Annotated in this window: 21 protein-coding genes and 2 pseudogenes; 8 read left to right on the top strand and 15 right to left on the bottom strand. The window is 71.6% G+C overall.

The features are described 5' to 3' along the window. On the bottom strand, window positions 1-1,803 hold the full coding sequence (locus tag NLX86_RS03195) for an ABC transporter permease/substrate binding protein (protein ID WP_254370001.1): 1,803 nt from the start codon (window positions 1,801-1,803) through the stop codon (window positions 1-3). Continuing rightward, window positions 1,796-2,962 carry a glycine betaine/L-proline ABC transporter ATP-binding protein gene (locus NLX86_RS03200; RefSeq protein WP_254370002.1) on the bottom strand — a complete coding sequence of 389 codons (1,167 nt, stop codon included), beginning with the start codon at window positions 2,960-2,962 and terminating at the stop codon, window positions 1,796-1,798. Before NLX86_RS03200 ends, NLX86_RS03195 begins: the two co-directional genes overlap by 8 nt. A gap of 268 nt (window positions 2,963-3,230) precedes the next feature. Between NLX86_RS03200 and NLX86_RS03205 the strand changes: the two genes are divergently transcribed. Genes NLX86_RS03205 through NLX86_RS03225 form a run of 5 tightly spaced genes read left to right on the top strand, consistent with a single transcriptional unit; the run spans window position 3,231 to window position 6,745 of the window. Next, the gene (locus tag NLX86_RS03205) at window positions 3,231-4,136 is read left to right on the top strand and encodes a 5'-3' exonuclease (RefSeq protein ID WP_254370092.1); all 906 of its coding nucleotides are present in this window, start codon (window positions 3,231-3,233) and stop codon (window positions 4,134-4,136) included. A 49-nt stretch (window positions 4,137-4,185) separates the two neighbouring features. Further along, window positions 4,186-5,031 (top strand): siderophore-interacting protein, encoded by an 846-nt coding sequence (locus NLX86_RS03210; RefSeq protein ID WP_254370003.1) that lies wholly within the window; start codon window positions 4,186-4,188, stop codon window positions 5,029-5,031. Continuing rightward, the gene (locus NLX86_RS03215; RefSeq protein WP_254370004.1) at window positions 4,986-5,366 is read left to right on the top strand and encodes an abscisic acid-deficient protein Aba4 family protein; all 381 of its coding nucleotides are present in this window, start codon (window positions 4,986-4,988) and stop codon (window positions 5,364-5,366) included. Before NLX86_RS03210 ends, NLX86_RS03215 begins: the two co-directional genes overlap by 46 nt. A gap of 42 nt (window positions 5,367-5,408) precedes the next feature. After that, on the top strand, window positions 5,409-5,993 hold the full coding sequence (locus NLX86_RS03220) for a sigma-70 family RNA polymerase sigma factor (protein WP_254370005.1): 585 nt from the start codon (window positions 5,409-5,411) through the stop codon (window positions 5,991-5,993). After that, a complete protein-coding gene (locus NLX86_RS03225; RefSeq protein WP_254370006.1) occupies window positions 5,990-6,745 on the top strand; it encodes an anti-sigma factor domain-containing protein in 756 nt (251 codons plus the stop codon). Before NLX86_RS03220 ends, NLX86_RS03225 begins: the two co-directional genes overlap by 4 nt. A 53-nt stretch (window positions 6,746-6,798) precedes the next feature. Here NLX86_RS03225 and NLX86_RS03230 read toward each other — a convergent pair whose 3' ends face one another. Genes NLX86_RS03230 through NLX86_RS03250 form a run of 5 tightly spaced genes read right to left on the bottom strand, consistent with a single transcriptional unit; the run spans window position 6,799 to window position 12,260 of the window. Continuing rightward, window positions 6,799-7,614, bottom strand: coding sequence for a DUF1295 domain-containing protein (locus tag NLX86_RS03230; RefSeq protein ID WP_254370007.1), 816 nt, complete (start codon window positions 7,612-7,614; stop codon window positions 6,799-6,801). Continuing rightward, on the bottom strand, window positions 7,611-8,936 hold the full coding sequence (locus NLX86_RS03235; protein ID WP_254370008.1) for a cyclopropane-fatty-acyl-phospholipid synthase family protein: 1,326 nt from the start codon (window positions 8,934-8,936) through the stop codon (window positions 7,611-7,613). Before NLX86_RS03235 ends, NLX86_RS03230 begins: the two co-directional genes overlap by 4 nt. Next, window positions 8,933-10,213 (bottom strand): class I SAM-dependent methyltransferase, encoded by a 1,281-nt coding sequence (locus NLX86_RS03240; protein WP_374213825.1) that lies wholly within the window; start codon window positions 10,211-10,213, stop codon window positions 8,933-8,935. The genes NLX86_RS03235 and NLX86_RS03240 overlap by 4 nt, the downstream gene beginning before the upstream one ends. An 8-nt stretch (window positions 10,214-10,221) precedes the next feature. Further along, window positions 10,222-10,977: a DUF1365 domain-containing protein gene (locus tag NLX86_RS03245; protein ID WP_254370009.1), complete on the bottom strand. Its 756-nt coding sequence runs from the start codon at window positions 10,975-10,977 to the stop codon at window positions 10,222-10,224. A 14-nt stretch (window positions 10,978-10,991) separates the two neighbouring features. Beyond that, window positions 10,992-12,260 carry an NAD(P)/FAD-dependent oxidoreductase gene (locus NLX86_RS03250; protein ID WP_254370010.1) on the bottom strand — a complete coding sequence of 423 codons (1,269 nt, stop codon included), beginning with the start codon at window positions 12,258-12,260 and terminating at the stop codon, window positions 10,992-10,994. A 205-nt stretch (window positions 12,261-12,465) separates the two neighbouring features. On the opposite strand from NLX86_RS03250, the gene NLX86_RS03255 reads away from it, so the two are divergent. Then, window positions 12,466-13,404, top strand: coding sequence for an RluA family pseudouridine synthase (locus NLX86_RS03255; RefSeq protein ID WP_254370011.1), 939 nt, complete (start codon window positions 12,466-12,468; stop codon window positions 13,402-13,404). On the opposite strand, the gene NLX86_RS03260 is transcribed toward NLX86_RS03255, so the two are convergent. Further along, the gene (locus NLX86_RS03260; RefSeq protein WP_254370094.1) at window positions 13,393-14,043 is read right to left on the bottom strand and encodes a TetR/AcrR family transcriptional regulator; all 651 of its coding nucleotides are present in this window, start codon (window positions 14,041-14,043) and stop codon (window positions 13,393-13,395) included. The two genes, NLX86_RS03255 and NLX86_RS03260, sit on opposite strands and share 12 nt — an antisense overlap. 205 nt (window positions 14,044-14,248) lie before the next feature. Between NLX86_RS03260 and NLX86_RS03265 the strand changes: the two are divergent. Beyond that, a pseudogene (locus NLX86_RS03265) lies at window positions 14,249-14,893 on the top strand (DUF1989 domain-containing protein); the annotation flags it as partial. A 60-nt stretch (window positions 14,894-14,953) separates the two neighbouring features. Beyond that, a pseudogene (locus tag NLX86_RS03270) lies at window positions 14,954-15,466 on the top strand (allophanate hydrolase); the annotation flags it as partial. Between the two features lie 88 nt (window positions 15,467-15,554). Here the strand turns inward: NLX86_RS03270 and NLX86_RS03275 are convergent. The 7 genes from NLX86_RS03275 to NLX86_RS03305 form a co-directional block, all read right to left on the bottom strand. Further along, window positions 15,555-18,389 carry an RNA helicase gene (locus NLX86_RS03275; protein WP_254370095.1) on the bottom strand — a complete coding sequence of 945 codons (2,835 nt, stop codon included), beginning with the start codon at window positions 18,387-18,389 and terminating at the stop codon, window positions 15,555-15,557. A 69-nt stretch (window positions 18,390-18,458) separates the two neighbouring features. Continuing rightward, complete coding sequence (tatC, locus tag NLX86_RS03280) at window positions 18,459-19,415, bottom strand: twin-arginine translocase subunit TatC (protein ID WP_254370012.1); 957 nt, start codon at window positions 19,413-19,415, stop codon at window positions 18,459-18,461. A gap of 62 nt (window positions 19,416-19,477) precedes the next feature. Beyond that, window positions 19,478-19,771 (bottom strand): Sec-independent protein translocase subunit TatA, encoded by a 294-nt coding sequence (tatA, locus tag NLX86_RS03285; protein WP_254370013.1) that lies wholly within the window; start codon window positions 19,769-19,771, stop codon window positions 19,478-19,480. Window positions 19,772-19,979: 208 nt separating this feature from the next. Then, window positions 19,980-20,177 carry a hypothetical protein gene (locus NLX86_RS03290; RefSeq protein WP_254370014.1) on the bottom strand — a complete coding sequence of 66 codons (198 nt, stop codon included), beginning with the start codon at window positions 20,175-20,177 and terminating at the stop codon, window positions 19,980-19,982. A gap of 30 nt (window positions 20,178-20,207) precedes the next feature. Next, a complete protein-coding gene (locus NLX86_RS03295) occupies window positions 20,208-20,465 on the bottom strand; it encodes a hypothetical protein (RefSeq protein ID WP_374213821.1) in 258 nt (85 codons plus the stop codon). Window positions 20,466-20,480: 15 nt separating this feature from the next. Continuing rightward, window positions 20,481-21,437 carry a YafY family protein gene (locus tag NLX86_RS03300; RefSeq protein WP_254370015.1) on the bottom strand — a complete coding sequence of 319 codons (957 nt, stop codon included), beginning with the start codon at window positions 21,435-21,437 and terminating at the stop codon, window positions 20,481-20,483. Between the two features lie 16 nt (window positions 21,438-21,453). After that, window positions 21,454-22,410, bottom strand: coding sequence for a YafY family protein (locus NLX86_RS03305; RefSeq protein ID WP_254370016.1), 957 nt, complete (start codon window positions 22,408-22,410; stop codon window positions 21,454-21,456). Window positions 22,411-22,525: the final 115 nt, after the last annotated feature.

A 22,525-nucleotide genomic window follows, 5' to 3' on the forward strand; every position in this document is an offset into this window, starting at 1 on the left:
TCAGCCGCCCACGGGGGCCAACTTGTCGGCGAGACCCGGGGTGGCCTTCAGCCAGGCCCTGACGGCCTGCTGCTCATTGCCCTTGCCTGCCTGCTGGATCTTCGCTTCGAGACCGGTGAGCTGCCGCTCCGTCATCTTGAAGTCCTTCAGCCACTTGCCGACTTCGGGGTTCTCCGAGGCGAACCCCTTGCGGGCGAGGGTGTGGACGCCGTCGCCCTTGCCCCAGCTGCCCTTGGGGTCCTTCAGCTTCTTCAGGTCGTACGTGCTGTAGGCCCAGTGCGGGGACCACAGTGTGGTGACGACCGGCTCCTTCTTCGCGTACGCACGCTTCAGCTCGGCCAGCATGCCGGGCGTGGAGCCGTCGACGACCTTGTACTCGCCCTGAAGGCCGTACTCCTTGAGGACCTTGTCCCCCAGCAGGCCCATCATTCCGGCGCTCGGCTCGATGCCGATGATCCGGCCCTTGAACGTGCCGGCCTTGCCCTTGAGGTCCTCGAGCGAGTCGACACCCTTGACGTATGAGGGGACGCTCAGCTCCAGGGAGGTCGGCCCGTACCAGGAGCCCATGTCCTGAAGCTTGTCCTTGTACTTCGCCCAGTACTTCTCGTGGGTGACGGGCAGCCAGGAGTCGGTCTGGAAGTCGATCTGGCCGTTGGCCATACCGGTGTAGAGGGCGCCCGCCTCGTACTGCTTGGCGGTCACCTCGAAGCCGCGCCGCTCCAGCAGTTCCTTCCAGAGGAAGGTGGAGGCGACGCCCTCGTCCCAGGGGATGTAGCCGAGCTCGATCTGCTTGCCCTTGCCGACGTTCTTCGCACCGGACGCGGCCCCGGACGTGCCGGCGCCGCCGAACATGCCCATGCCGCCGGCGACGACCGCGAGGACGACCACTGCGACGACCGCGACGGCGGGCTGCGGGCGGTAGTTCCAGATCTTCAGGCCGTGCAGGGCGTTCGCCTTGGCGGCGGCGCGGCGGCCGAGCGGCGAGACCTGTCGGCCCAGTGCGCCGGTGATCCGGTCCAGGTACATGGCGAGGACGACGATGGAGACGCCCGCCTCGAAGCCGAGGCCGATGTCGACATTGCCGATGGCGCGGTAGACCGCGCCGCCGAGGCCGCCGCCGCCGACCATGCCGGCGATGACCACCATGGACAGACCCAGCATGATCACCTGGTTGACGCCGGCCATGATGGTCGGCAGCGCGAGCGGCATCTGTACGCGAAGGAGGGTGTTGCGCGGGGTGGTGCCGAACGCCTCGGCCGCTTCGACGAGTTCACCGTCGACCTGGCGGATGCCGAGCTCGGTCATCCGTACGCCCGGAGGCATCGCGAAGATGATCGTCGCGATGATGCCGGGGACGACTCCCACGCCGAAGAAGATGATGCCGGGAATCAGGTAGACCATGGCCGGCATGGTCTGCATGAAGTCGAGAACGGGCCGCAGCACCGCGCTGACCGTGCGGGACCTGGCCGCCCAGATGCCGAGCGGCACGGCGAGCGCGAGGGTCACGAGGGTGGCGACGAGGACGAGCGACAGCGTGGCCATCGCGTCGTCCCACAGCTCGACCGAGTCGATCAGCGCGAAGCCCGCGAAGGCGAGCCCGCCGGCCAGCAGGCCGCGCAGCCACCAGGCGAGTACGGCGAGGATGCCGGCGAACAGCAGCGGCTCGGGCGCCGACAGCGCGGCGTCGATGCCGTCGTACATGCCGGTGACGAGTGAGCTGATCGCGTCGAACAGCCAGGAGAGGTGGCGCTGGAGGAAGTCGACGCCGCTGTCGACCCAGTCGCCCATGGGGAGCCTAGGCACCGGCGGTCACCTCCTTCCGGGTCTGGGCCGGGACGGGCGTCGCACCGGGCTCCGGGGGCGCGTCGGCCTCAGGGGTCGCGTCGGCCCCCGGGGTCATCGGCTCGCCCAGCACGGCGAGCAGGCGGGCGCGCGGCACGACGCCGATGAGGTCGCCCTCGGCGTCGGTCACCGCGACGCCCACACCGCTGGTGGAGCACGGCGTGAAGAGCTCGATGATCGGGGTGTCCGCGGACACGGTGGCGGGCGCCGCGTCGAGGACGTCCTGTGCGGTACGGATGACCTTGCCGTCGTCCGCCTCGGTACCCAGGGCCGAGTCGGGGTCGGCCATGACGGCGCCGGCGGTGAGCACGCGGGAGCGGTCGACGTCCTGGGTGAAGGAGGCCACGTAGTCGTTGGCCGGGGTGACGAGGATGTCCTCGGCGCTGCCGGTCTGGACGATCTTTCCGTCGCGCATCACGGCGATCTTGTCGCCGAGGCGCATGGCCTCGTTGAGGTCGTGGGTGATGAAGACGATCGTCTTCTTGAGCCGGCTCTGCAGCTCCAGCAGCTGGTCCTGCATGTCGCGGCGGATCAGCGGATCGAGCGCGCTGAACGACTCGTCCATGAGGAGCAGGTCGGCGTCGGTGGCCAGCGCGCGGGCCAGGCCCACGCGCTGCTGCATGCCGCCGGACAGCTCGTCCGGCCAGGAGTTCTCCCAGCCGGTCAGCCCGGCGAGTTCGAGCGCCTCGGTGGCCCGCTTCTCCCGCTCGGCGCGGGCGACGCCCTGCACCTCCAGTCCGTACGCGGCGTTCTCCAGGACGCTGCGGTGCGGGAAGAGCGCGAAGTGCTGGAAGACCATGCTGATCTTGTTGGAGCGGATCTCGCGCAGCGCGCGGGGGCTCAGGGCCGTCAGGTCCTGGCCGTCGAAGAGGACGTGTCCCGAGGTGGGCTCCAGCAGTCCGTTGAGCATGCGCAGCAAAGTGGACTTACCGGATCCGGAGAGACCCATGACGACGAAGATCTGGCCCGGTTCGACGCTGAAGGATGCGTCGATCACCGCGGCGGTCGTTCCTTCGCCGCGCAGCTCGTCGCGGCCTGCGCCGGCTTCGAGCCTGCGCACCGCGTCGTCGGGTCGTCTGCCGAACACCTTGTACAGGTGGTCGGCCTGCAGCCTGGACACATACACCTCACGCGTTGAACGGAAAACGACCTGCCACCCCCGTCGGCAGGTCGTGGAGCGGTGGCGGATTCGGCCCGCATGCCGGACAACTGGTTGAAACTGTTCCGGTTTCGCTCCGGGACCGCGCCTGCCCATGCTTCGCCGGTGCAAACGCGGGAGTGAGCCACCTCACGCGCGGTGGCTGCCTGCGTGGCTCTCAGAGGGGTGCCTGTCAGTGGGGTGCCTGTCAGTGGGGTGCGGCATCATCGGGGATGTGACGCGACGCCTGATGCTCCTCGACACCGCCTCCCTCTACTTCCGGGCCTATTTCGGTGTCCCGGACTCCGTCCGGGCCCCGGACGGCACGCCGGTCAACGCCGTACGCGGCCTGCTCGACTTCATCGGCCGACTGGTCCAGGACCACCGCCCGGACGAGCTGGTGGCCTGCATGGACGCCGACTGGCGGCCGCACTGGCGGGTGGAGCTGATCCCGTCGTACAAGGCGCACCGCGTCGCCGTCGAGGCGGAGGTCGGCCCGGACGAGGAGGAGGTCCCGGACACCCTCGCCCCGCAGGTCCCGATCATCGAGGCGGTCCTGGACGCGGTCGGCATCGCGCGGGTCGGGGTCGCGGGGTATGAGGCGGACGACGTGATCGGCACACTCGCGACCCATGCGAAGGGGCCGGTGGACATCGTCACCGGCGACCGGGACCTCTATCAGCTGGTGAGTGACGCCCGGCAGGCGCGCGTGCTCTATCCGCTCAAGGGCGTCGGCACCCTGGCGATCACCGACGAGGCGGTGCTGCGCGAGAAGTACGGCGTGGACGGGCCGGGGTATGTCGATCTGGCACTGCTGCGCGGCGACCCGAGCGACGGGCTGCCGGGCGTGCCCGGTATCGGCGAGAAGACCGCCGCGAAGCTGCTCGACGCGTACGGCGACCTGGCCGGGATCATGGCGGCCGTCGACGACCCCCGGTCGAAGCTGACCCCCTCACAGCGCAAGCGGCTGGACGAGTCCCGGGCGTATGTCGCTGTCGCGCCGACGGTCGTCCGGGTCGCGACGGACGTACCGCTGCCGGACTTCGACCCGGCGCTGCCCATCGAGCCGCGCGATCCGGCGACTCTCGACGAGCTCGCGGCACAGTGGGGGCTGGGTGGAGCGCTTCAGCGGCTGCTCTCCACTCTGCACGCGTGAGGTGTTAACTTAGGCAAGCCTAAGCAGCTCATGATCAGGGAGACTCACCGTGGCAGAAGGACCCGCCCGCAAGCAGCCGAAGGTGACCGAGGCGCAGGTGGTGCGCACCGAGCGGCTGACGCCGCACATGGTGCGAGTGGTCCTGGGCGGTGAGCGGCTGGCCGGCCTCGGCGCGGAGGAGTTCACCGACCAATACGTGAAGCTGCTGTTCCCGGCCGAGGGCGTCACCTACCCGGAGCCGTTCGACCTGGACCGCATCCGTGCGGAGTTCCCACGCGAGCAGTGGCCCCGTACCCGCGCGTACACCGTGCGCGGGTGGGACCCGGCCCACCTGGAGCTGACCGTCGACTTCGTGGTCCATGGCGACGAGGGCGTGGCCGGCCCCTGGGCGGCCCGCGTCCAGCCGGGCGAGACGGCGCGCTTCCTGGGGCCGGGCGGCGGTTACGCGCCTGACCCGGCCGCCGGCTGGCACCTGCTCGTCGGCGACGAGAGCGCGCTGCCCGCGATTGCCGCGTCCCTGGAACAGATGCCCTCGGGCGCCGTGGTGCACGCGTTCGTGGAAGTCGCCGACGCGCAGGACGAGCAGAAGATCGCTTCGCCGGACGGCACCGAGATCACCTGGCTGCATCGGGGCGAGCGGCCGGTGGGCGAAGCCCTGGTGGCGGCCGTGCGCGAGCTCGCCTTCCCGGCGGGCGACGTGCACGCCTTTGTCCACGGCGAGGCCGGCTTCGTGAAGCAGCTCCGCCGCCATCTGCGCCTGGACCGGGCGATCCCGCGCGAGCGCCTGTCGATCTCGGGCTACTGGCGCCTGGGCCAGACCGACGAGGCATGGCGAGCCGTGAAGCGCGAGTGGAACGAGCAGGTCGAAGCAGAACAGGAACCCCCGGCCGCGTAACCGCGGGCGCGTCCGTACGGATCGCCGCCTCGCCGCTGACCGTCGCCCCGGTCCTCGCGGTCTGCCTCACCCTGGCCGTACCGGTCTTCCCGGAGCTGTGGGCGGCGGTGCGCAGTCCGCACCTCGACGGATTCCGGGAGCTGACCGCACTGGCCAACGGGGCGGGGGCGATCTGGGCCCAGGTCATAGCCTGGGATCTGCTGCTGGTGATGGGCCCGTTGCTGGTGCTGACGATTCTGCTCTCGCCGTTCGGCCTGCTGGTCTTAAGGCCCCGCTCCGGAACCGGGGACGCGGCGCACCAATCCGCCGGGGCGCCTGCTACGAATGTCGGATGAAGCCTGTTCCTCGGGCCTGTCCGCATCGTGGAGGAAAGCCGCGTGAAAGAACCCGCGCACCTCGGGAGAACCGCCTCGGCGGGTCCCGATCTGCAGGAACTGCTCGGCCTGGTCGCCCGTGGCGACCAGGACGCCTTTGCCCGGGTCTACGACGCGGTCTGCGGGCCCGTACTGGGTCTGGTCCGCGCCGTACTGCGTGACCCGGCCCAGTCCGAGGAGGTCACCCAGGAGGTCCTGATCGAGGTCTGGCGCAGCGCTGCCCGCTTCCAGCCGGCCCGCGGCAGCGCCATGACCTGGGTGCTCACGCTCGCCCACCGGCGAGCCGTGGACCGGGTGCGTTCCGCGCAGGCGTCGACCGACCGCGAGCACCGGGCCGCGCTGCTGGCCCAGACACCCGCCTTCGACCAGGTCACCGAACAGGTGGAGGCCCGCCTCGAACGGGAGCAGGTGCGCCGCTGTCTGCGCACCCTCACCGAACTGCAGCGGCAGTCGGTGACGCTCGCGTACTACCGCGGGCTCGCCTACCGGGAAGTGGCGGAGCTGCTGTCCGTGCCCCTGGGCACCGTCAAGACTCGACTGCGCGACGGGTTGATCCGGCTGCGCGACTGCCTGGGGGTCAGCGTATGAACACCGCCGATCTGCACACCCTGACCGGTGCGTACGCGCTGCACGCGCTCGCTCCCGACGAGCGCGCGGAGTTCGAACGCCACCTGCAGGACTGCCCGTCGTGCGCCCAGGAGGTACGGGAGCTGACCGCCACCGCGAGCCGGCTCGGGATGGCCATGACCGTAACCCCGCCGCCCGCGCTCAAGGACCAGGTGATGCGGCGGATCTCGGCCGAGCGCCAGGATCCGCCCTGGGTCGCGCAGCATGCCCGCAGGCACGGCGGCGCCCATCGGGGACGTACGCTCTCCCGCTTCGCTCTCGCGGCCTGTGTGGCGGCGGCCGCCGCCTTCGGCGGGATCGCGATATGGCAGCACCAGGCAGCGGAGGACGCCCGGGACCAGGCGCGTCAGTCGCGGCAGCAGGCCTCGGCGCTGGCGGCGGTGCTCGCCGCGCCGGACGCCCGTACGTCCACGGGGAAGCTCGCGGACGGGGCCACCGGCACGGTGGTCGTCTCACGCAGCCAGAACAAGGCCGCCTTCCTGGCGTCCGGGTTGCCGAAGCCGCCGAGCGGCAAGGTGTACCAGCTGTGGTTCGACGACGGCGGCACGATGCGGCCCGCCGGGCTCATGGAACCCTCGGCCGACTCCGGTGCGATGCTCATGGACGGCCCGGTGGGCTCCGCCGCGGGCATGGGCATCACGGTCGAACCGGCCGGCGGCTCCCCGCAGCCGACGTCCGACCCGCTCGGCCTGCTGAGCTTCGCGAGTGTCTGACGGGCCCGCGCCCGTACGCACCTGACCGGGTCAGGTGCGTACAGGACCTCACGTCAGCTCTTCTTCGGCGGCCGCGGGAAGAAGCCGCTGGTGCGGGCCGCGTACTCGTCGTAGCCGGGGCGCGCGGCCATGTGCCGCTCCAGCAGGGCCTTTCCGCTGCCGCGGGTCAGCAGCGCCGTCATCACCAGCGGGCCGACAACGGTCGCGGCGGCCACCGCCCAGTCGTCACAGGCGAAAAGGAACAGCCCCCACCAGACACAGCAGTCCCCGAAGTAGTTGGGGTGCCGGGTCCAGCTCCACAGCCCGCGGTCCATGATCCGGCCGCGGTTGGCCGGGTCCGACTTGAAGCGGTGCAGCTGCCGATCGCCCACGGCCTCGAAGAACATGCCGACGGCCCACACCGCAGCCCCCGCCCAGCCGATCGCGGTGACGGGCCCGGGGATGAACTGAGCGGCCTGGACGGGCAGCGACACCAGCCAGACCAGCGCACCCTGCAACAGATACACCCTGCGCAGGGCGTACAGTTCGCGGTTTCCGCGGGCTTTGGCGAGCAGCTTCTCGTACCGCGGGTCCTCGCCGTGGCCACGACCGCGCGCGGCGATGTGCGCGGCCAGCCGCAGCCCCCATGCAGCGGTGAGCAGCGTGACCAGGAGCCGCCGGCCGTCGTCCCCCTCCCCCGCCGACATGGCGTACGAGACGAGGGCGACGGCGGTGAAGGCGATTCCCCACGCCACGTCGACGATCCGGTGCAGCCGCTCAGGTCCTGTCCGGGCCACCACGAGCGCGAAGGTGACGAGCAGGACGGCGAACGCGGTGGCGGCGGTGGCACCGAGGCTCTGGACGAACTCGCCCCAGGGGTAACCGCTCAACGGCGGCCGCCTCCCTCGTACCAGGCCCGCGGGGTGGCGGGCATCCCGCTGTGCCCGTCCACCGTGGGGCGCACGGCGAGGATCTGGTCGACGCCCATACGCCGCTCCTCGAAGGCCAGCCGGCCGCCCACCAGATAGAGCCGCCACACCCGCGCGGTCTCCTCACCGACGAGTGCGGTGAACTCGTCCCAGCGGTCTTCCAGCGTGGTGTGCCATGCGCCGACGGTACGGGCGTAGTGCTCGCGCAGCGACTCGACGGCGCGTACCTCAAGACCCGCGTCCTCCAGCAGGGAGACGGTCGCGCCGACCGGGCGCATGTGCATGTCGGGGGCGATGTACGACTCGATGAACGCGCCGCCGCCGGGCGCGACGGACCCGCGGGACATCTGCTGGACCAGCAGCCGCCCCTGGGGCCTGAGCATCCGGTGCAGCGTGGCGGCGAACGCCGGGTACTCGGCGTCCCCCACGTGTTCGCCCATCTCGACGGTGGACACGGCCTCGTACCAGCCGCCTTCGATGTCGCGGTAGTCGCAGTGCTGCACGTCCACCAGGCCCTCCAGCTCGCGCTCGCGCACCTGCGCCCGTACGTACTCGGCCTGTTCGCGGGCCGGCGTCACCGCGGTGACCTGCGCCTTGTACTCCTGCGCCGCGTACAGCGTCAGCGAGCCCCAGCCGCAGCCGATGTCCAGCAGGCGCATGCCCGGCTGGAGGCGCAGCTTGCGGCAGATCAGTTCCAGCTTGTCGCGCTGGGCGTCGGCTGGACCGTAACCGGGGTCCTCGCTGGTCCAGTAGCCGCAGGAGTACGCCATCGTCTCGTCGAGCAGCAGCGCGTAGAAGTCGTTGGACAGGTCGTAGTGATGGCTGATCGCGGCGCGGTCGCGGGCCTTGCTGTGCGGCAGCCCGTCCAGCCGGGCCTGGGAGGAGGGCGCCGGCGGGCGCGGGCCGGCCGCGCCGAGGCGCAGCGCGATGCCCGCCGCCCGGCTGCGGTCGGCGAGGGAGACGCGGGGCGCCTGAAGTCCGCGACCGCGCACCGCGCTCCAGATGCTGCGCAGCCCGTCGGCCAGATCGCCCTCGATGTCGATCTCACCGGTGATGTAGGCCTGGGCCAGGCCGAGTTCGTCGGGCTGCCAGAGCAGTCTGCGCAGCGCCCGGCGCGAGCGCAGCACCACGACCGGGGCACCGGCCTCCGGGGCGGGGCCGGCGGTGCTGCCGTCCCAGGCGCGCAGCCGCAGAGGCAGCCGGCCGCCGAGCAGCTGCTCGATCAGCGAGGCCAGCTGCTGGGCCACGCCCTGGCGGCCCGGTGCGTCGCGTGCGGCCCTCATCGGGGCGTCCCCTCCTTCGCCAGCAGCAGTTGCTGGACATCGAGATAGCCGGAGCGGAAGCCCGCCTCGGAGTAGGCGAGGTAGAAGGTCCACATCCGGCGGAAGGTCTCGTCAAACTCCAGGGCGGCGACGTCGGCGGCCCGCTCGGTGAAGCGTTCGCGCCACAGCCGCAACGTCTCGGCGTAGTGCGCCCCGAAGGCGTCGCGCCGGAGCACGCGGAGCCCGGTGCGCGCGGCGGTGACCTGCTCGATCGCCTCGACAGAGGGCAGTATCCCGCCGGGGAAGATGTACTTGTGGATCCAGGTGTAGGTGGTGCGGGAGGCGAGCATCCGGTCGTGCGGCATGGTGATCGCCTGGAGGGCGATCCGGCCGCCGGGCGCGAGCAGCCTGTCCAGTGTCATGAAGTAGTCGGGCCAGAACTCCTCGCCGACGGCTTCTGTCATCTCGACGCTGACGACGGCGTCGTACCGGCCGAGCACCCGCCGGTAGTCGCGCAGCAGTACGGTCACCCGGTCCTCGAGGCCGGCGGCGCGGATGCGTTCCTGGGCCAGCGCCTGCTGCTCCCGTGAGAGCGTGACGGTCAGGACGCGGGCCCCGCGCCGGGCCGCGCGGATGGCCAGCTCGCCCCAGCCGGTGCCGATTTCGAGCAGCTGGGTGCCGGGGCCGACCTGCGCCAGGTCGAGCAGCCGGTCGATCTTGCGGTGCTGGGCCGCGGGCAGCAGCGACGGGTCGGCGGGGAAGCCGCGGAAGAGTGCCGAGGAATACGACAGGGTGTCGTCGAGGAAGAGCGAGAAGAGGTCGTTCGACAGGTCGTAGTGGTGGCTGATGTTGTCGCGCGCCCCCTCGGGGGTGTTGCGCTGCGCGGACGGTTTCTTCAACTCCCAGAGCGGCCGCAGTCGTTGCAGGGGCGCCGGGATGAGGGTGGCGGCGTTGCCGGCCAGGGCGGTCAGTACGCCGACCGGGTCGCGGGCGTCCCATTCGCCCGCCATGTAGGACTCACCGAAGCCGATCAGGCCACTGGCGCCGATCCGCCGGAAGAACGCGTGCGGGTCGTACACCTCCAACAGGGGGCCGCCCAGGCCCAGCGTCTCGCCGCCCGCGAGGCGGACCCGCAGCGGGAGTCCGCCCAGCGCGCGCCGGACGAGCAGCTCGGCGACCGCGGTTCTGGTCCGCGAGGTCCTGGGCAGGGAGGCCACATCGGGCCAGCGCCGCGGATCGACGGCCGCGGCTGCCGGCGCCGCGGGGCGGCGACGCGGCACACGGTGTTCGGAGCTCACTGACACGCTCACTTGACACCCTCCTGGGGGTGGGGACGGGGCTGGGGACGGGGTTGTACGGGCAGTCCGCGCAGGTAGAGCCGGATGCCGTGCAGGCGGATGCCCACGGAGACGGCCACCGTGGACAGTGGATGGCGCACGGCCGCACGCAGCAGGGTGAACGGACCGGCCGGGCGCCGTTCGCCGCGTACGGTCGCGGTGAACGGGCGGGCACCGGAGCGTTCCAGCTGTACGGTCAGGTCCAGCCGCCCGTCCGGTTCGGGCAGCCGCATCCGATAGCCGCCGTCGACCGGGAAGAACGGCGAGACGTAGAACTCCTTGGCCACCGACACCCGGTGGGCCTCGTCGGGCCGCAGCAGATAGCAGTGCCGCTCGCCGTAGGTGTTGTGCACCTCGGCGACGACGCACAGCGGCGAGCCGTCGCGGCCATGGCACCAGAACAGGCTGAGCGGGTTGAAGACGTGGCCGAGGACGCGGGCATGGGCGAGCATCCGTACCGCCCCGCCGTCCAGCTCCACCCCGTGGCCGGCGAGGAACTTCTCCAGCCCGGCCCGGATGGTCGGTTCCGTCCCGTCGAAGTGGTCACGGGCGTCGAAGCGCGCCAGCGGCCGCAGCAGCCGGGGAAGCCGCGGCGGCCGGCCGGGGTCGACCAGCCACAGGTAGGTGCGGTGCCGGAAGGCGTGGCGCACCGGCGCGGTCCGGGTATGGCCGACCGTGCACGTGTAGAGGGCCGGTACCGGTGCCTGTACCGGTGCCTCGCTCACCGCGCCGGCCCCGCTCACCACGTCACCCCCAGGGCCGAGGCCGCCTCGACCCCCGAGCGGCAGCCGTCCTCGTGGAATCCCCAGCTGTGGTAGGCCCCGGCGTACGCCGTCACCGGGCCGCTCAGCGCGGGAAGTCGGCGCTGCGCCGCCACGGACTCCGGGGTGAAGACGGGGTGTTCGTACACCATGCGGGCGAGGACCCGGTCCCGGTCGACGAGGCCGGCGCCGTTCAGAGTCACCACGAACGCCGCCGGGGCATCGAGCCGTTGCAGCCGGTTCATGTCGTAACTGACCCGCACGCCGTCCGCCGTCGCGCGGCAGGACGGCATCAGGTAGTTCCAGGACGCGCGAGCGCCCCGGCTGCGCGGCAGCACGCTCGTATCGGTGTGCAGCAGGGTGGGGTTACGGGAGTACGTGAACGCGCCGAGCAGCCGGCGTTCCGCTTCGGTCGGGTCGGCGAGCAGCCGAAGGGCCTGGTCGGGGTGGACGGCGACGATCACCGAGTCGTACCGCCTGCTGGTGCCGTCCTCGGCGGTGATCTCGACACCGCCGCTGTCGCGGCGCACGGCCCGCACGGGGGTCGCGGTGTGCACGGCGGTGAGCTGCTTGGCTATCCGTTCGACATACTCGCGCGAGCCGCCGGTGACGGTGCGCCAGACCGGTGAGCCGCCGACCGAGAGCATCCCGTGGTGCTCCAGGAACCGGAACAGGTGCCTGGCGGGGTAGCGCATCGCCGTCGCGGCGTCGCACGACCAGACGGCGGAGACGACCGGGGTCATGAAGTGCGCGGTGAAATACGTGGAGTAGCGGCCCCGTTCGAGGAACTCCCCCAGTGTCAGCGTCTCGTCGCCGCCGTGCGCGAGCAGCCGCCGGGCCGCCCGGTGGAAGGCCGGGACCTCGGTGAGCATGCGCAGATAGCCGGCACGGAAGGCGTTGCGGGGGCGGGCCAGCAGGCCGGTCGGGCCGCGGGCGCCGGCGTACTCGAGTCCGCAGCCCTCGCAGCGCACGGACATGCTCATCTCGGACTCCTGGGTGGCCACGCCGAGTTCGGCGAAGAGCCGCAGCAGGTTCGGGTAGGTGCGCGCGTTGTGGACGATGAACCCGGAGTCCACGCGGTGCACCCGTCCGTCCGAGGAGGGCACCTCGTGGGTGTGCGCGTGGCCGCCGAGGCGGTCGTCGGCCTCGTAGAGCGACACGTCGTGCGCGCGTTGCAGTACGTACGCGGCGGTCAGCCCGGCCACTCCGCCGCCCACCACCGCCGTCCGCCGGCGTTCCCCACTCATACCGCTCCCTCCGGTCCGCTTCCGCTCGGGGCAACAGCCCTTCGCCGGCTATTCGGGGCCGCGCGGCGCGTGGATTGGTCGGCGGGACGATCATTCGCCTGCCGGCGTGCCGAACCGGCGGGGGAGGGGGCGGGTGAGGACTTCGGCGCCGGGCGGACATGGACGCGTCACGCCGCTGAAACCAGGACTCGTACGCTGGGCGGTGATGAGACGCAGACCGAAGGTGCCACCGCCGCCCCTACCCCAGCGGTACGGAATCGACCCGGTCCGGCTGAGGCTTCCCCTCGCCGGACCGTGGGCCACAGTGCGCGATCATCTCGTCGAGCGGCTGCCCAAGGGCGCCGCGGTGATCGACGCGATGCTGCGCGAGGGAGCGGTGGTCGGGGTGGACGGGCCCGTCCTGCCCGGTGCGCCCTTCGCGCCCGGGGCCTACGTGTGGTTCCACCGGGAGCTGCCGGACGAGGTGCCGGTGCCGTTCGGCATCGACGTCCTGTACCGCGACGAGCATCTGGTGGTCGCCGACAAGCCGCACTTCCTGGCCACCACCCCGCGCGGCAGCCATGTGGCCGAGACCGCCCTGGCGCGGCTGCGCCGCGATCTGGCGCTGCCCGAGCTCAGCCCCGCGCACCGGCTGGACCGGCTCACCGCCGGGCTGGTCATGTTCGCCGTACGGCCGGAGGACCGCGGGGCGTACCAGTCGCTCTTCCAGGACAGGCGGGTACGCAAGGAGTACGAGGCGGTCGCGCCGTACGATCCGGACCTCGCCCTCCCGCAGACGGTGCGCAGCCGGATCGAGAAGGTGCGCGGGGTCATCGCCGCGCGTGAGATCCCCGGCGAGCCGAACAGCGAGAGCCGCATCGAGCGGGCCGGGCAGCGCGGCGGGCTCGGCCGCTACCGGCTCACGCCCGCCACCGGCCGTACGCACCAGCTGCGGGTGCATATGAACGCGCTGGGCGTTCCCATCCTTGGCGACCCCGTCTATCCGGTGGTCACCGACCCCGCCCCGGACGACTTCCGGCGGCCGCTGCAACTCCTCTCCCGGGTACTGGAGTTCACCGACCCGGTCACCGGCCGTGCGCACCGGTTCGAGAGCGCCCGCACGCTGCGTGCGTGGACCTCGTACGAGGAGTGGTCAGCCGGCTGACGGGTCCGGGCCGGCACCCGCGATGCGCAGTGCCGCGTCCGCGGTCGCTTCGGCGAAGGCGGCGACGGGGCGGTCCGGGTCGGAGCGGTGGATGAGGATGACGCCCTCGATGAGCCCGAAGACCAGGTCGGTGCGGAGCGCGAGCCCGTCCTTGTCCAGTTCGGCACCGGGCGCGGTGCCGGCCAGCAACTGCCCGTACGCCTCCTTGAGTTCCGTGCGGACGCGATGGAACCCGGCGAACCGTTCCGCGCGCACCTCGGGCAGGAGGTACAGGCCGCCCAGGTTGTGCGGGCCGCAGAGCAGCTCGACGTCCGAACGGCACAGCTCCCACAGGCGGGACTCCGCGGAGGCGTCCTGGGCGGCGAGCAGCCGGCGGGCGAGGGCGAGCGAAGGCGTGACGGTGGATTCGAGTAGCTGGGCGAGGAGTTCCTCCTTGCCGGTGAAGTAGTGGTACATCGTCGCCTGCCGCATGCCGGCGCGTTCGGCGACGGCCCGGGTCGTCGTGGCGGCGTACCCGCGGGTCGTGAACAACTCGGCGGCGGCCGCGAGGAGTTCGTCGCGGACCGCCAGCCCGCTGTCCGGCCGCTGATCGGCGCGCGGCCGCCCGACGCGTCTTCCTGTGGTGCCCACGGTTCCGATCGTCGCACAGCGGCGGCGTCCGCGGATCTTGCCGGCCCCCAGGCACCCGCCAGGCACGACCCGGGGCCCAGCACCCGTCCGGGCGCCCGGGCCGACGTCCTCCGGCCGCGTGAGCGTCCGGTAACTCGCCCGCAACGGCCGGGCAACGGGCCCGACCCGCCCGCCTCCTAATTTCTGTCGGCGACAGAAATTACCGCCGAGCAGGGCACGGGACCACGCCCGCGCCCAGGAGGCCCAGCAGCGCACCCGCACCGGGCCGCAGCCCGTGGTGCCCGCGAGCGAGTGGCCCGCGCCGCCCGCCGGAACCGCCGCTCAGCAGCTCGTCTGGGCGGAGACCGTGGCGGGCGGCAACTGCACCCACCGCGGACACGGTCAAGGCGCAGTGGAACGCCTACCTGGGCGAGGGACGGCTGATCCTCTCCGACCAGGGCCGGGTGCTCGCCTCGGTCATCGCGGACACCTCCGGCGGCCGCGACACGCTCTGCGGCACCTCGACGCTCGTACGGAACACCCAGCGGTACGGCGACGGCACCCCGCAGTCCGCCTCGCCGCCGCGAGCTGCTTAAGCTCGCCGCGCTCAAGAACGGCCTGGCGCCCCGCGACCTGCCGCCCTCCCTCTCCTTCTTCCAGGGCGTGGAGGTACGGGAGGACGGCGCCCCGGACCTCACCGGTACCGCCGGGCCGGGCGCCTCGGTGGTCCTGCGCGCCGAGCAGGACCTGGCCGTACTGATCGCGAACGTCCCGCACCCCTTGGACCCCCGGCCCGACTACACCTCGACCCCGCTGGAGGTGCTGGCCTGGCGCGCCCGGCCCACCGCGCCCCGGTGACCCGCTGTGGGAGGCGATCCCAGCGATGCCCGGGACATCCCGGCGCACCGGCTACGGTGGGGTCCAGGTCGGCGGCTCCGGCGTGCCCACCACGCCCGGCCACCCCACCATCGCCGAGGTCGCGGCCGATCCGGTCGGGGCGTGATGCTGGTCGGCCTCGCCGGCACGGACGAGCGCCTGGCCCGGATCGCCGCCCTGCTCACACCGCCGGTCCGCCTCGCCGTGGTCGGAGCGCAGCTGTCCGGCAGCCCGCTCAACCCCCAACTCCTCGCGCACGGCGCCACCCTGGTCACCACCACCACGACCGCCCCGGTCTACCGGCCGTACGCGCTGCGCACCGACCCGCCCAAGCCGGGCCTGGTGTACGTGGGCGAAGGGCGGCGCCGCGATCGAGGCGGAGGTGTGGGCACTACCCCCGGAGGGCCTGGGCGCGCCCACCGCCGCCCTCCCCCGCCCCATGGCGATCGGCCGCGTCGAGCTGTCCGACGGAACCTCGGTCCCCGGTTTCCTCTGCGAGCCGGCCGCCGTCGAAGGCGCGCGGGACATCACGGAGTTCGGCGGCCGGCACGCGTACACCGCGCAGCCGCGCCAGTAGCGGCGATGCGGCGGAACAACGCCACTGGCCGGCACCCTCAGGGGATGCCGGCCAGTGCCCGAACCGCCTCGCCGAGGAGCGCGCCCGGTCAGCCGACCGAGCTGTACGCCACCACGCCGCGCAGCAGCGCGTCGACCGCCCTGCGGGCGTTCTTCGCGACCGTGCTGCCCTCGCCGGAGCCCGGCGCCGCCGCCGCGATCTGGCCCAGCACATCGATGACCTGCTTGCACCAGCGGACGAAGTCGCCGGCCGGCATCTCAGCCTCACGCAGCACCTCGTCGAGGCCCTTGTCGGAGGCCCACTGGTACGCCGCCCAGGCGAAGCCGAGGTCGGGCTCGCGCTGACCGACGCCCTCCGCCTGGTTGATCCTGTGGTCCTCCTCCAGCGTGTCGAGGCGGCCCCAGATGCGGACCATCTCGCCGAGCGCCACCTGTGCCTTGCCGCCAGGCGTCTTGGGCACCACCGCGTCGTCGGACTGCCGCGCCTCGTACACCAACGCCGATACACAGGCCGCCAGTTCGGCCGGGCTCAGGCCCTCCCAGACGCCGGCCCGCAGGCACTCGCTGGCCAGCAGGTCCAGTTCGCCGTACAGGCGGGCCAGCCGCCTGCCGTGCTCGGTGACCTCGTCGCCACGGAGATAGTCCAGCTCGGTCAGGAGCGCGTGAATCCGGTCGAAGGTGCGGGCGATGGTGTTCGTCCGGCCCTCGATGCGCCGCTCCAGCTGCTTGGTGTCGCGCTGCAGCCTGTGGTAACGCTCGGCCCACCGGGCGTGGTCCTCGCGCTCGTCGCAGCCGTGGCACGGGTGCGCGCGGATCTCCGTACGCAGCCGGGCGATCTCCCGGTCGTCCGCGGCGGCGGCGCGCTGCTTGCGGTGCCGATCCGGCTCGATGTGACCGGCCTTGGTCCGCAGCGCGGAGGCCAGGTCCCGGCGGGACTGCGGGCTGCGCGCGTTGAAGGACTTGGGGATCCGCATCCGCTCCAGCGGCTCCACCGGCACCGGGAAGTCCATCGACGCGAGCCGCTTGACCTGCCGCTCGGAGGTGAGCACCAACGGGCGCGGCCCGTCGAGGTGTTCGTAGCCGCGGTGGCCGTTGGTCCGCCCGGCGGGCAGCCCCGGGTCCAGTACCAGCGCCAGCCCGACGAACTTGCCGGCCGGCACATGGATGACGTCACCGGGCTTGAGCCTCTCCAGGGAGGTCGCGGCGGCGGCCCGCCGCTGCGCCACGCCCTGCTTGGCCAGTTCGGTCTCGCGGTCCTTCAGCTCGCGGCGCAGCCGCGCGTACTCCTCGAAGTTCCCCAAGTGGCAGGTCATGCCCTCGCGGTAGCCCTCGAGGCCCTCTTCGTTCCTCTGGACCTGCCGGGAGATCCCGACGACCGACTTGTCGGCCTGGAACTGCGCGAACGACGTCTCCAGCAGCTCACGCGAGCGGTGCCGGCCGAACTGCTGCACCAGGTTCACGGCCATGTTGTACGAGGGCCTGAAGCTGGACCGCAGCGGATACGTACGCGTACCGGCGAGGCCCGCGAGCGCGCCCGGGTCCATGCCGCGCTGCCAGAGCACCACGGCGTGGCCCTCGACGTCGATGCCGCGCCGGCCGGCCCGTCCGGTGAGCTGGGTGTACTCGCCGGGGGTGATGTCGGCGTGCTGCTCGCCGTTCCACTTGACTAGCTTCTCCAACACCACCGACCGTGCGGGCATGTTGATGCCGAGTGCGAGGGTCTCGGTCGCGAAGACGGCCTTGACGAGGCCGCGCACGAACAGCTCCTCGACGACCTCCTTGAACGTCGGCAGCATGCCGGCGTGGTGCGCGGCGATGCCCCGCTCCAGGCCCTCCAGCCACTCGTAGTACCCGAGTACGTTCAGGTCCTCGCCGGGGATGGAGGCCGTCCGCTCCTCGACGATCTCGCGCACCCGCTGGCGCGCGTCGTCGTCGTTGAGCCGGAGTCCGGCGTACAGGCACTGCTGTACGGCGGCCTCGCAGGCGGCCCGGCTGAAGATGAAGGTGATCGCGGGCAGCAGGTCGGCGGCGTCCAGCCGCTCGATGACCTCGGGGCGGGCCGGCGTCCAGATCCGGCTGCGCTGTCTGCGCTCGCGCTCCCGGTCCGCCTCGCGCACCATCTTGCCGCGGCGCCGGTCGCGCGGGTTGTACGTCCGCTGGTTCTCCATCCGGGCCATGCGGACGAGGTCGGGGTTGACCTCGCGGCGCCCGACGCCGCGGCCGCCGTGGTCGGTCTCCTCCTCGAAGAGGTCGTACATCCGGCGGCCGGCGAGCACATGCTGCCAGAGCGGTACTGGGCGGTCCTCGGAGACGATCACTTCGGTGTCGCCACGGACCGTGTCCAGCCAGTCACCGAACTCCTCGGCGTTGGAGACGGTCGCCGACAGTGATACCAGTGTCACGGAGTCGGGGAGGTGAATGATCACCTCTTCCCATACGGCCCCGCGGAAGCGGTCGGACAGGTAGTGCACCTCGTCCATCACGACATATCCGAGACCGCGCAACGACTGGGAGCCCGCGTACAGCATGTTGCGGAGCACCTCGGTGGTCATCACGACCACCGGTGCCTCGGAGTTGACGCTGTTGTCACCGGTGAGCAGGCCGACCTTCTCCGCGCCGTAGCGCCTGACGAGGTCGGTGTACTTCTGGTTGGACAGGGCCTTGATGGGCGTGGTGTAGAAGCACTTGCGGCCCTGTGCGAGGGCGAGGTGGACGGCGAACTCGCCGACGATGGTCTTGCCGGAGCCGGTCGGGGCGGCGACGAGCACGCCCTTGCCCGCCTCCAGCGCCTGGCAGGCCTCGATCTGGAAGGGGTCCAGATCGAATGCGTACAGCTCGCGGAAGGGGGCCAGGGCAGTGGCCTCCTCGGCGGCGCGGATCCGGGCGGCGGCGTAGCGCTCAGCAGGTGAGAGGTCCTCGGTCATCTTGTTCATGAGCCTACCCGTCACGTCTGACAGTCAGCCCGATCTTTATATGACCGCAGGCGAACCCGCTCAGGTGACGTCGTCGTAACCGTTCAGCCGCTGCGCCCGACTGCCGTCGGCCTGCTCCGGCAGCGCCGGCGCCATGGCGACGGGCTCGATGGCGCCGACCGCCTCGGGGGTGAGGTCGAGCTCGGAGGCCTCGTCGTCGGCGGGACCGGTGGCGTCGCGCGCCGCCCGGCGCCGGTCGTTGATCAGCGAGATGCCGGTGGCGGCGAAGTAGAGCACCCAGATGGGAACGGCCAGCGCGAGCATGGTCAGCGGGTCCGTGCTGGGTGTGGCGATCGCCGCGAAGAGGGTGATGCCCATGATCATGGCGCGCCACCAGCCGAGCATCCGCTTGCCGGTGATCACGCCGCCGAAGTTCAGCAGCACAAGGAGCAGTGGCAGCTCGAAGGAGAGGCCGAAGACGATGACCATGCGCGTGACGAGGTCGAGCAGATCGTCGAGCGGCAGGAGGTTGTCGACGCCGAAGGGTGTGAACTCGATCAGGACCTTCGCGGTGGTCGGAAGCACCGAGTACGCGAAGTAGCCGCCGAGCAGGAAGAGGGGGAAACCGGCGCCGACGAACGCCAGCGCGTACTTCTTCTCGCTGTTGTGCAGGCCGGGGGCGAGGAAGGCCCACAGCTGGTAGAGCCAGATCGGCGAGGCGAGGACGACACCCGCCATGAGGGAGACCTTGAGCGCCAGGGTGAAGGGCGTGAGCAGACCGTTGATGGTGATCTGCGCGCAGGTGGTGTCCTTCGGCTGCTTGGCGAGCTCGGTGAACGTGGAGGGACAGCCCACCGAGTCCAGGACCGGCTTGGTGAAGAGGTTGATGATGTCGTTGTAGAAGAAGGCGGCCACGACCGTGACGGCGACAATCGCCAGCAGCCCCTTCGCAAGCCGGTTGCGCAGCTCACGCAGATGCTCCGCGAGCGGCATCCGCCCCTCGGGATCCTTCTCCTGCTTGCGGGCAGACTTCAGCAACCCACGTCCTCATCTCGTGCGGCAGGCCGTCACCGGTCTCGGCGCCTGCATCGGCCCAGGTGTCAGCGCTTGGTCGAGTCGGTCGGCTCGGTGACCGGACGCGAGCTGGTCACATCGCCGGGCGCGGCCTGGATCGTGCGCGGTACTGCCTGGTCCTGGGAGGCACCGGGCGCCGGGGGGTCGGCGGGAGCCGGCTGCTGGCCGCCCTCGGACTTCATCGCCTTGGCTTCGCTCTTGAGGATGCGTGCGGACTTGCCCAGCGAACGAGCCATGTCCGGAAGCTTCTTCGCGCCGAACAGCAGGATGATGACGACGAGGATAAGAATGATCTCGGGAGCGCCGAGCCTTCCGAACATAAGCGTGTACCTTCTCACCGAGGGCGGCTGGGGGGCTGTCGTGCCGCTAGGACAGTTGTCCTACCGTCGTTCTGGCAGCGATCGTAACCCGCGGGCGCAAACAGGGGGCAATCCCCGCGTGTACTCCCGGCTACGGCCTGCGCCTCGCTTACAGGGCCGCGATCTTCAGCGTACAACCCGGAGTCCCGCCGCAGGAGTCCCCCGTCGACTATCGCAACGCTTCGCCAGTACGCGCCATGTCCGTAGCCGCACGTTCCAGGTCCTCCGCCGCGCGGTTGATCTTTCCCGCCGTCTCGGAGACTTGGCGGCCGAGCCGCCGGACCTCGAAGAAGACCCTGATGGCCAGGGTGCCGAGTACGGCGATTCCGAGGAATCCCAGAGCGATTGCGAGCATCGGCCAGAGCATGCTGCAGAGCCTAGTGCCTCGACGAGACGGTCAGACGGTGGAGTGGAGGCGCAGCGTCCGCACGCCGCCTCCGGTGAGCAGCTCGATGATCCGCTCGCCGGCCGGCTTGCGCACCGCCGATCCGCACTCGGGGCAGGTGAAGGAGTAGAAGGTGGTGCGGCGGCTGGCGCCGATCGCCAGCCGGAGCGCCCCCGCGGAGAGTTCGAAGCGCGCACGGCAGTCCGGGCAGGCGGCCTTGAAGAGGAGCGGCCCCACCTGGGCGGACAATCCCGAGATTCCAGGCATCATGCGCAAATCCCCTCACTACTCCTGACCGTCGTACGCCGCGAGCGCCTCGCGGGCCGCCTGCTGTGCACTGTCCGCCAGGTCCTGCGGAGACACGATCCGGCCGTCCCTGCCGAGCCGCAGCGCCAGCCGGCGCAGCGAAGCCGGGTCGGGGGTGCGCAGCGCGATCCGCAGCCCCCCGTCGGGCAGTTCCTCCGCGCTGTCGTGCGGGTAGTACTCCGCGACCCAGCGGCCACCGGGGGCCACCACGACGACGACCTCGGGGTCCTCCGCCGCGGGCTGCACCAGGCCCTCCGAGAGGTCGCGCGGCTCGATGGCCGGCGGCTCGGAGCGTTCGTCGAGCAGCCTGATCTCCGCCACCCGGTCCAGCCGGAAGGTGCGCCGCGCCTCGGAGAGCCGGCACCACGCCTCCATATACGTGTGGCCCACCGCGAACAGCCGGATCGGGTCGACCTCCCGCTCGGTGAGCTCGTCCCGGGCGGGCGAGTAGTAGCGCAGCCACAGCCGGCGCCCCTCGGAGATCGCCCGGTCCACCTCGGCGAAGACCCCGCCCTCGGACTCAAAGGTCACCGAGAGCCTGGAACTGGCGCCCGCCGCCTCACCCGCCGCGGCCTCCAGCTTGGCAGTGGCGCGCAGCAGCGCGTCGCGGTCGCTCGCACGCAGGCCGGGGAGGGTGGCCACCGCCCGGGCGGCCACCAGCAGAGCGGTGGCCTCGTCGGCGGCGAGCCGCAGCGGTTCCGCGACATCGTCCGGGTTGTGCCACCAGATGCGTTCGCCGTCGGTGTCGATGTCGAGGAGGTCGCCGCCGCGGAAGCTCGTCCCGCACATCGGCAGGACGTCGAGGTCGGAGATCAGCTCGTCCTCGGTGATCCCGAAGGCACGGGCGACGTCTCCCACGCGCGCGCCGGGGCGCTCCCGCAGGTACGTCACCAGAGAGAGCATCCGGCGGGTCTGGTCAATCGCGTTCGCAGCCATGCTTGTGCCCGTCCCCTCAGCCCTTGGCCACGGCGCGCAGCCGGTCCACGACATCTGCCCGCAGATCCGCGGGCTCCAGTACGACCACGTCCGGCCCGAACTCGACGAGCCAGGCGTCCAGCCCGTGGCCGTACGGAATCTCCAACTCCTCCCACCCGTCACCGAGTTCCCGGCCGGCGGTCGCCCTCGCGCGCAGCGGGTAGCCGGCGCCCGAGCGCAGCCGGATCACCGCGGTGCGGGTGGCGGTCTCGCCCGCCCAGCTCTCGACGGTCTCGCGGACGGTGGAGACGTCCGGAACGGGCGCGGTGAAAGCCCCGGCCCGCGAGCGGACCCGGCCGCTGATCCGGGACAGCCGGAACACCCGCTCGGCGCCCCGTTCCCGGTCCCAGCCGGCCAGATACCAGTGGCCGCGCCAGCACTCCAGCGTCCAGGGCTCGACGTGCCGCTGCTCGGGACGTGCGGCATTGGCCTTGCGGTAGTCGAAGACGACCGGCCGGCGGTCGCGGCAGGCCAGCATCAGCGGCTCAAAGGCGGCTTCGTGCACGGGGATCCGCGGCTCGATGGCGCTGTGCTGTCCCTCGTAAGGATCTCCGGCCTCGGGCATCCCGGCCGCACGCAACTTCTGCAGCGCGCCGCTGGCCGCGCCGGCGAGCCTCGCCTGCTGCCACACCTTGGCCGCGAGGCCGAGGGCCGCGGCCTCCTCGGCGTCCAGGGCGACGGGCGGCAGCCGGTTGCTGTCACGGCGGGCGAGGTATCCGATCTCGCCGTCGAGGTTCTCCACCGTCTCGATGACCAGGCCGAGTTCGCGGAGATCGTCCTTGTCCCGCTCGAACATCCGGTTGAAGGAGTCGTCGGAGCCGGCCTCCAGGTAGGCCTCGATGGACCCCCTCAGCTCGCGCTTGCTGAGCGGGCGCCGCGTCCCGAGCAGGCACAGCGCCAGATTCATCAGCCGCTCGGCCTTGGCAATGGCCATCGACGCCCTACACCTCTTCTGTTCGTATCAGTACTGCCCGTTGACCGTACCGCTCCGGAGTGTCGCGGCAAAGCGGAGTCCGGCGGCCCGAGGGCCCATGCCTTCCCGGCATGGG

The sequence above is a fragment of the Streptomyces sp. A3M-1-3 genome (assembly GCF_024213665.1).
Lineage (GTDB): Bacteria > Actinomycetota > Actinomycetes > Streptomycetales > Streptomycetaceae > Streptomyces.

Excerpts from the sequence above, each read along its gene's own strand:
- NLX86_RS03205 (WP_254370092.1), top strand. The coding sequence starts at position 3,231 with ATGCTCCTCGACACCGCCTCCCTCTACTTCCGGGCCTATTTCGGTGTC.
- NLX86_RS03225 (WP_254370006.1), top strand. The coding sequence starts at position 5,990 with ATGAACACCGCCGATCTGCACACCCTGACCGGTGCGTACGCGCTGCAC.
- NLX86_RS03235 (WP_254370008.1), bottom strand. The coding sequence starts at position 8,936 with ATGAGGGCCGCACGCGACGCACCGGGCCGCCAGGGCGTGGCCCAGCAG.
- NLX86_RS03250 (WP_254370010.1), bottom strand. The coding sequence starts at position 12,260 with ATGAGTGGGGAACGCCGGCGGACGGCGGTGGTGGGCGGCGGAGTGGCC.
- NLX86_RS03255 (WP_254370011.1), top strand. The coding sequence starts at position 12,466 with ATGAGACGCAGACCGAAGGTGCCACCGCCGCCCCTACCCCAGCGGTAC.
- NLX86_RS03275 (WP_254370095.1), bottom strand. The coding sequence starts at position 18,389 with ATGACCGAGGACCTCTCACCTGCTGAGCGCTACGCCGCCGCCCGGATC.
- tatA (WP_254370013.1), bottom strand. The coding sequence starts at position 19,771 with ATGTTCGGAAGGCTCGGCGCTCCCGAGATCATTCTTATCCTCGTCGTC.
- NLX86_RS03290 (WP_254370014.1), bottom strand. The coding sequence starts at position 20,177 with ATGCTCTGGCCGATGCTCGCAATCGCTCTGGGATTCCTCGGAATCGCC.
- NLX86_RS03295 (WP_374213821.1), bottom strand. The coding sequence starts at position 20,465 with ATGATGCCTGGAATCTCGGGATTGTCCGCCCAGGTGGGGCCGCTCCTC.
- NLX86_RS03300 (WP_254370015.1), bottom strand. The coding sequence starts at position 21,437 with ATGGCTGCGAACGCGATTGACCAGACCCGCCGGATGCTCTCTCTGGTG.
- NLX86_RS03305 (WP_254370016.1), bottom strand. The coding sequence starts at position 22,410 with ATGGCCATTGCCAAGGCCGAGCGGCTGATGAATCTGGCGCTGTGCCTG.